The sequence below is a fragment of the Deferribacterota bacterium genome, from assembly GCA_034189185.1.
GTDB lineage: Bacteria > Chrysiogenota > Deferribacteres > Deferribacterales > UBA228 > UBA228.
In genome coordinates, this window is sequence record JAXHVM010000095.1 from 1 (window position 1) to 6,764 (window position 6,764).

At 30.6% G+C, this 6,764-nt stretch carries 9 protein-coding genes and 1 tRNA gene; 1 reads left to right on the top strand and 9 read right to left on the bottom strand.

Features of this window, described 5'->3' with window-relative positions; all coding sequences use genetic code 11:
- The 6 genes from SVN78_07155 to SVN78_07180 all read right to left on the bottom strand — a co-directional run.
- Window positions 1-439: sodium:solute symporter family protein (locus SVN78_07155; GenBank protein ID MDY6821382.1), on the bottom strand; the 439-nt coding region annotated here is incomplete at its 3' end.
- A 100-nt stretch (window positions 440-539) separates the two neighbouring features.
- Window positions 540-935, bottom strand: coding sequence for a hypothetical protein (locus tag SVN78_07160; GenBank protein MDY6821383.1), 396 nt, complete (start codon window positions 933-935; stop codon window positions 540-542).
- A 25-nt stretch (window positions 936-960) separates the two neighbouring features.
- On the bottom strand, window positions 961-1,437 hold the full coding sequence (locus SVN78_07165) for a hypothetical protein (GenBank protein ID MDY6821384.1): 477 nt from the start codon (window positions 1,435-1,437) through the stop codon (window positions 961-963).
- Between the two features lie 62 nt (window positions 1,438-1,499).
- Window positions 1,500-1,573: transfer RNA gene (locus SVN78_07170), tRNA-Arg, on the bottom strand.
- A 65-nt stretch (window positions 1,574-1,638) separates the two neighbouring features.
- Complete coding sequence (locus tag SVN78_07175) at window positions 1,639-2,469, bottom strand: mechanosensitive ion channel (GenBank protein ID MDY6821385.1); 831 nt, start codon at window positions 2,467-2,469, stop codon at window positions 1,639-1,641.
- A 64-nt stretch (window positions 2,470-2,533) separates the two neighbouring features.
- Window positions 2,534-3,253, bottom strand: a complete 720-nt coding sequence (locus SVN78_07180) for an MIP/aquaporin family protein (protein ID MDY6821386.1) — start codon at window positions 3,251-3,253, stop codon at window positions 2,534-2,536.
- Window positions 3,254-3,444: 191 nt separating this feature from the next.
- Here SVN78_07180 and SVN78_07185 point away from each other — a divergent pair, with 191 nt between their 5' ends.
- Complete coding sequence (locus tag SVN78_07185; protein ID MDY6821387.1) at window positions 3,445-4,020, top strand: hypothetical protein; 576 nt, start codon at window positions 3,445-3,447, stop codon at window positions 4,018-4,020.
- Window positions 4,021-4,058: 38 nt separating this feature from the next.
- Here SVN78_07185 and groL read toward each other — a convergent pair whose 3' ends face one another.
- From groL to SVN78_07200, 3 genes are all read right to left on the bottom strand, one after another.
- Complete coding sequence (groL, locus tag SVN78_07190) at window positions 4,059-5,693, bottom strand: chaperonin GroEL (GenBank protein MDY6821388.1); 1,635 nt, start codon at window positions 5,691-5,693, stop codon at window positions 4,059-4,061.
- Between the two features lie 21 nt (window positions 5,694-5,714).
- Window positions 5,715-6,011: a co-chaperone GroES gene (gene groES / locus SVN78_07195; GenBank protein ID MDY6821389.1), complete on the bottom strand. Its 297-nt coding sequence runs from the start codon at window positions 6,009-6,011 to the stop codon at window positions 5,715-5,717.
- 292 nt (window positions 6,012-6,303) lie between these two features.
- Window positions 6,304-6,764 (bottom strand): MBL fold metallo-hydrolase (locus tag SVN78_07200; GenBank protein MDY6821390.1); only part of this gene is annotated, 461 nt, incomplete at its 5' end.

Sequence of the window (6,764 nt, forward strand, 5' to 3'; positions counted from 1 at the left end):
TAAAAATAGTTACTGCAACAACCCCTCCTATAATAGGATTAATATTTAGTATTCCTAATAATTTACTTGTAGCAATAATTTGGGCTGATAATATCCCTATCAAAGCTATAAGAGAAGTTAAAGCAGCATATACCCTTATAAATTTGCTTCCATATCTTATTTCTAAATACTCTGGGGCTGTAAATAATGAGAGACTTCTTAACTTTGGCGCTAAAAATGACAGAAGTATTAGACCTAAACCACATGATAGACCATACCAAATACCGCCACCAGTACCATATATTATTGTATATTCAATAGAGCCAGTTATAAAACCACCACCAAAATGAGTGGCAGCCATTGTAAACACTAAGAAAATAAAGGACACTCGTCTACTAGCTAATAAAAAATCAATCTCATTTTTTATAAACTTATTTGCAACAAGCCCAATACTAAGCATTAATATTAGATACAAAAATATTAAAATATAAAAAAAATACATAAATTATTAAACCCTATTAATTCTTTTGAGATAAACAATTTTATTATATGATCATAAATTAATTGTCAATAGATATACCAATAGCTGTATCAGTAAAATCCGGTCTATATGAACCATTGAAATTATAATCTGGTATTATAGGTTGGCTCCCTTCAGCTTCATCAATATGGTGCAGTTTTAAATCATTATTTTCTTTTACTAGAAGAAAACCATTCTTTTCTATATTATTTCCGCAAATGGGCAAATTTGTTAACAAATTTATTGTATTATTATCTTTCATATAATTATTTTTGATATCTTTTATATTTAATAATTTCTTAGTATATATATTTTCAACACTTTCAAGTCTAAAATCTTGACCAAACCTATTCCTAACCTCTAATTTATCAAGACCATAGCTTGTTAGTGAAAAAAATACACATAAAATAAAAATATTTAAAATATAAATTTTCATATCTAAACCCTATATTATAAAAATTTTAAAATACTAACACATCATCACCACAAGCTGTACCACTTGGCAGGCTACCACTAATGTTAAATCCAAAACCACCTATACCAGGAATTGATAAAGAAGCAGACTCAGTTGCAACCCCTCTAACAACAACTACAACAATATCACTTCCAAAAGAATTAGGTAGATTACCAACATTAAACTCCTGTGATTCACCTTCACTAAATTCTATATTATTATATGTTTCTTCCTTTACCAAGGCATCCCCATTATATATCTCTATGCTTAGTTGCGAAAAATTTAGTGGTGTGCCATCATTTAATAAAGGTTTTGGGTTAGTCACCACAATATTTAAAATATTATCAGTTTCATTATATGAAGTCTCCACATCTAATTTATACTCGCTAGATACACACTGTTGCTGAGCGTATACATCTAAAATAAATAAATTGCAAAATAACAGTAAAAGCAATGACAAAGTAAATATAAATGTTTGTCTCATATAGAAAACACTCCTCATATTTTATTTTTTATTAATTAATTTAGTATTAATTTTAACAATAACGCCCCCGACAGGATTTGAACCTGTGACCTACGGATTAGGAATCCGTCGCTCTATCCTGCTGAGCTACGAGGGCACATATTAAATGTTACAAATATAGTCAAATTAGTCAATAACATATTTCAATTATATATTTTTATTTTATATAACAGAGTTAAGATTTTTTTCATATTCTTTTATATAAATATCCCTTTGTGGAAAAGGAATTGTTATGCCTTCCTTATCAAAAGCAATTTTGACCTTTTCATTAAAATCCCATAAAAAAGGCCAATAAACATCTCTACTAACCCATGGTCTAACACCAAAATTTATACTTGATTCTGCAAATTCTTTAACCATAACATAGGGCTCAGGTTCATCTAAAACCCTCTCATCACTTTTTAATATATTTAAAAGCACATCTTTTACTTTCTTTATATCATCTGAGTAGCTAACTGATACAACTATATCATGCATTCTCTTGTCATTTGCAGCATAATTAATTATATTGTCACTTGTTATCTTTGAATTAGGTACAAATATTTTTAGATTATCATAAGTATTAATATATGTCCCAAATATTCCTATTTTTTCAACTGAGCCTGCTACATCTCCAATTTTGACAAAATCACCAACATTAAATGGTCTAAAAGTAATTATTATAATACCAGATGCAAAATTTGATAAGGAGTTCTGTAATGACAAACCAATAGCCAAACCAGCAGCAGCTATTAGAGCTATAATTGAACTTGTTTGAATTCCAATATTTGAAAGGGCTATAATGAATACAAGAACAATCAAAGCGTAATATATAATAGATAATAGAAAATCGCCTATTGTTGGGTCAAATCTGTTTCTTTTGAATATTTTATTTAAAAAATTAACTAACCTCTTAGATAACCATATCCCAATAACTAAAATAATTAATGAAACGACTATTTTAAAGCCATATAGAAAAAACCACTCTTTAATTTTGCTAAATATAGTCTCCATATTTTTGCACCTTTTTATTCATTTAAATAAATATTAAAGTCAATGGTAATCTAATTTACTAAATTTAAGGAATAAAAAAAAGATAAATATAGCTGCCAATAATGCCACCTATAATAGGTCCTATTATGGGTACAATAATGCCATATCTAAAATCTGAATTCCCTTTATTTGGGATAGGCAATAAATAGTGAGCCAATCTAGGGCCTAAATCTCTAGCAGGATTTATAGCATAACCTGTGGGACCTCCAAGGCTTAAACCAATAGAAAAGACAACTAAACCGATAATTAATGCACCTAATGAACCAATAAGATTATTTTCATTAGTTACCCCCAATACTCCTATAAGCAGAACCATTGTGCCTATAATTTCTGTTATTAAATTCTTAATGAAGTTTCTAATTTGTGGTACTGTAGAAAAAACTGATAGTATAGCTAAGCTATCCTTAGTTTCTTTAAAGTGATCTAAATATGCTAAATAAACAAAGATAGCCCCAAAGAAAGCACCTAAAACTTGGGCAATTATATAAATAGGAACAAGTGCAATATCAAGCTTTCCAATAGCAGCAAATCCTATAGTAACAGCTGGATTTATATGTGCACCACTCACCCAACCTGATACGTAAACACCTACCATAACAGCAAAACCCCAACCTGCTGTGATAACTATCCAACCACTATTTTCACCTTTGCTCTTGCTCAATAAAACATTAGCTACAACACCATCACCTAACAATACTAATAGGGCAGTTCCTAAAAATTCAGCTAAAAAGATATGCAAGCTCATCATGAGAACCTCCTAATTTAAAATTAATATAGTAATATATTATTATATTATATAGTAAAATGTGGTAAAATTACATTATAATTTTTTGAAATATTATAATAAATTTTAATTTTTTATTTACATATTATATAATTAATCGATATATTAATAATAAAGAGTGTTTTTATAAATATGACCTTCTGGAGGTTGTTATGAAAGTTTATAAAAATACTAAGGCGTTGTTTGCCGAATTAATTGATGAATTTGAAAAAAAACTAGGCATAACTCTAAGTGAATATTCTAAAATTTATCTTATGAGCTTCCTTGAAAAATTAGCAGAATCTTACGAGCATTTTTACATATTAGCAATAGATGAAAAACCTTTAATAGAAATCTTATTAGAAGCATTACATAAAGATTTGTTTAAAAAAATAACTGAATTAAAATTAGTAGGCGATATTTGTTTATTATTTAGCGGTCTATACCCTGACTATACATCTAATAAAATTATTGACATTGACTACTACATAAATATAGGTCGCAGTTCATATAGTTTTATTGCAAATACATATAGAAATTTAAAATCTAAAGAAGATCTCTATACTTTATATTTAAAACTAACAGAAGAGTTTCAAAGTTTAACCAGTATATTAACAGAGATATCCGATGAAATAAACCTTTTAAACAAAAACAACATATATAATATTTTAAACAGATGGAATAAAACTGGGATAAAAAAATACTCTGAAATACTTAAAAATAACAAAATAATCCCTTTTCCAAATTAATTTATTAATAAAAAAGAGGCCCTCTCGGGCCTCTTTTTCTAATACATACCCATTCCTGGAGCTCCTGCTCCTGGCATAGCTGGAGCTTCTTCTTTCTTTTCTGGTATTTCTGTTATTAATGCCTCAGTTGTAAGCATTAGACCAGCAACTGAAGATGCATTTTGTAATGCACATCTAGCAACCTTTGTTGGGTCAATTATACCAACTTCTATTAAATTAGTATATCTTTCATTATAAGCATCAAATCCGTAGGTAGTATCTTTTGATTCTCTTATTTTATTTACAACAATAGAACCTTCATAGCCTGCATTTTCTGCAATCTGTTTAACAGGATAAATTAAAGCCCTCTTAACAATTTCAACTCCAATTTGTTCATCACCTTCTAGTTTAAAATTTTCTAAAGCATCTAATGCTCTTAAAAATGCAACACCACCACCTGGTACAATACCTTCTTCAACAGCAGCTTTTGTTGCATTTAATGCATCCTCAACCCTTGCTTTCTTTTCCTTCATTTCTGTCTCAGTTGCAGCGCCAACTTTGATTACAGCAACACCACCAACTAACTTTGCTAATCTTTCTTGTAATTTTTCTCTATCATAGTCACTTGTTGTTTCTTCTATTTGTTTTTTAATTTGATTTACTCTTGCTTCAATATCTTCTTTTTTACCTGCGCCTTCAACAATTGTTGTATTCTCTTTGTCTATTACAATTCTTTTTGCTTTACCTAAATCACTAAATTTTACATTTTCTAATTTTAATCCTAATTCTTCACTTATTACTTGGCCACCTGTAAGCACTGCTATATCTTGCAACATCTCTTTTCTTCTATCACCAAAGCCTGGAGCTTTAACAGCTGAGCAATTTAGTGTACCTCTAAGTTTATTAACAACTAACGTTGCTAGTGCTTCACCCTCTATATCCTCTGCTATTATCAAAAATTTGGCATTTTGTTTAGCTAATTGTTCTAATATTGGCAATAAATCCTTCATATTAGATATCTTCTTATCATGTATTAATATATAAGCGTCTTCCAATACACATTCCATTGTATCTGGATTTGTCACAAAATAAGGTGATATATATCCTCTATCAAATTGCATACCTTCTACTATATCTAAGGTAGTTTCAATTGATTTGTTTTCCTCTGTGGTAATTACCCCATCTTTTCCAACTTTATCCATAGCTTCTGCAATTATATTACCAATTTCATGGTCATTATTTGCAGAAATTGTACCAACTTGAGCTATCTCTTTTTTATCTTGGATATCTTTTGATATCTCACCCAATTTTTTAACAATTACATCAACAGCTTTATCAATACCTCTCTTGATTTCCATAGGATTTGCACCTGCAACTACATTTTTCATACCTTCCCTATAGATAGCTTGAGCTAATATTGTTGCAGTAGTTGTTCCATCACCAGCTATATCACTAGTTTTAGATGCAACCTCTTTAACCATTTGTGCACCTAAATTTTCATAGGGATCCTTCAACTCAATCTCTTTGGCAACAGTTACACCATCTTTAGTAACTGTTGGGGAACCAAATTTTTTTTCAATAACAACATTTCTCCCCTTTGGGCCTAATGTAACTTTAACAGCATTTGCTAAGGTATCAACACCCTTTGCTATTGCTCTTCTTGCTTCTTCGCTATACTTTATTTCTTTTGCCATAAATTACCTCCTTAAATTTTTTTATTCAATTATTCCTAAAATATCATCTTCTTTCATTATCAAATATTCTTCATTGTTCATCTCAATTTCAGTACCTGCATACTTGCTAAACAAAACTTTATCACCAGGCTTAACAGTAAGATTTACTTTGGTTCCATTTTCTAAAACCTTGCCTGATCCTACAGCCACTACCTCACCTTTTTGAGGCTTTTCTTTTGCAGTGTCAGGTATTATTATGCCTGCCTCTGTCTTCTCTTCTGCTTCAAGTCTTTTAACTAAAACCCTATCTTGTAATGGTTTCAATTTCGTAATTTGCATTGTTGCCATATATTACCTCCTTTTTATATTTTTTAATTTATTAGCACTCATTTCCAAAGAGTGCTAATCATTTTCGTTTTATATATATAAACTTATACACTTATTTGTCAACAATTTTTTTGTTTTTTTTATAAAATCTATGAATACCAATATTTATCATTGATATATATTTGTAATATGCTCAGAGATCAGAGGTAAATGCTCGCTGATATAGTGTGTAGCCTATAAACAAATTTTACTTAATATCGGAAGATCCGATGATAAGCGATAAACAGATTTTCAATTTATCTGCTTATAAAGCTTCTTTTTTCTTCTGGAGATAGCGAACAAGTCCCAAGACATTCGTCCATGGTGGGTTTGTCAATTCGTATATAGCCAACATCTCCTCATTCAAATGAAGAGATTTAAATTCCTCTCGAAAAAACTCTTCGAAGCGATCTATCAACTCTTGCTGAGTAAGTCCACCTTTCATACCTTCGCGTATAAAGCGTGTATAGCTTATAAGACGCCCCTTGAGCGCTGCTAGGTGTTCCTGGACATCATCAAATGGGCCAAAGTGAGTCAAAAAAAGCTTAGATAATCTCAAGGCGCTAAGACGTTCTATTGAGTGGATCCAGTCTTTAATATTTATGTCAGGCGGTGGACAAGGGGGAATTGCCGGCCCCTTATTGAAGCGAACACCGCCGATGTCACCGCAGATCACTGCACCATCTACCATATAAGCTAGATGGTGGATGGCATGGCCTGGCGTAT

Bases quoted from the DNA above. Each gene is read 5' to 3' on its own strand.
- SVN78_07165 (MDY6821384.1), bottom strand. From the start codon at position 1,437: ATGAGACAAACATTTATATTTACTTTGTCATTGCTTTTACTGTTATTT.
- SVN78_07180 (MDY6821386.1), bottom strand. From the start codon at position 3,253: ATGAGCTTGCATATCTTTTTAGCTGAATTTTTAGGAACTGCCCTATTA.
- groL (MDY6821388.1), bottom strand. From the start codon at position 5,693: ATGGCAAAAGAAATAAAGTATAGCGAAGAAGCAAGAAGAGCAATAGCA.
- SVN78_07160 (MDY6821383.1), bottom strand. From the start codon at position 935: ATGAAAATTTATATTTTAAATATTTTTATTTTATGTGTATTTTTTTCA.
- SVN78_07175 (MDY6821385.1), bottom strand. From the start codon at position 2,469: ATGGAGACTATATTTAGCAAAATTAAAGAGTGGTTTTTTCTATATGGC.
- SVN78_07185 (MDY6821387.1), top strand. From the start codon at position 3,445: ATGAAAGTTTATAAAAATACTAAGGCGTTGTTTGCCGAATTAATTGAT.
- groES (MDY6821389.1), bottom strand. From the start codon at position 6,011: ATGCAAATTACGAAATTGAAACCATTACAAGATAGGGTTTTAGTTAAA.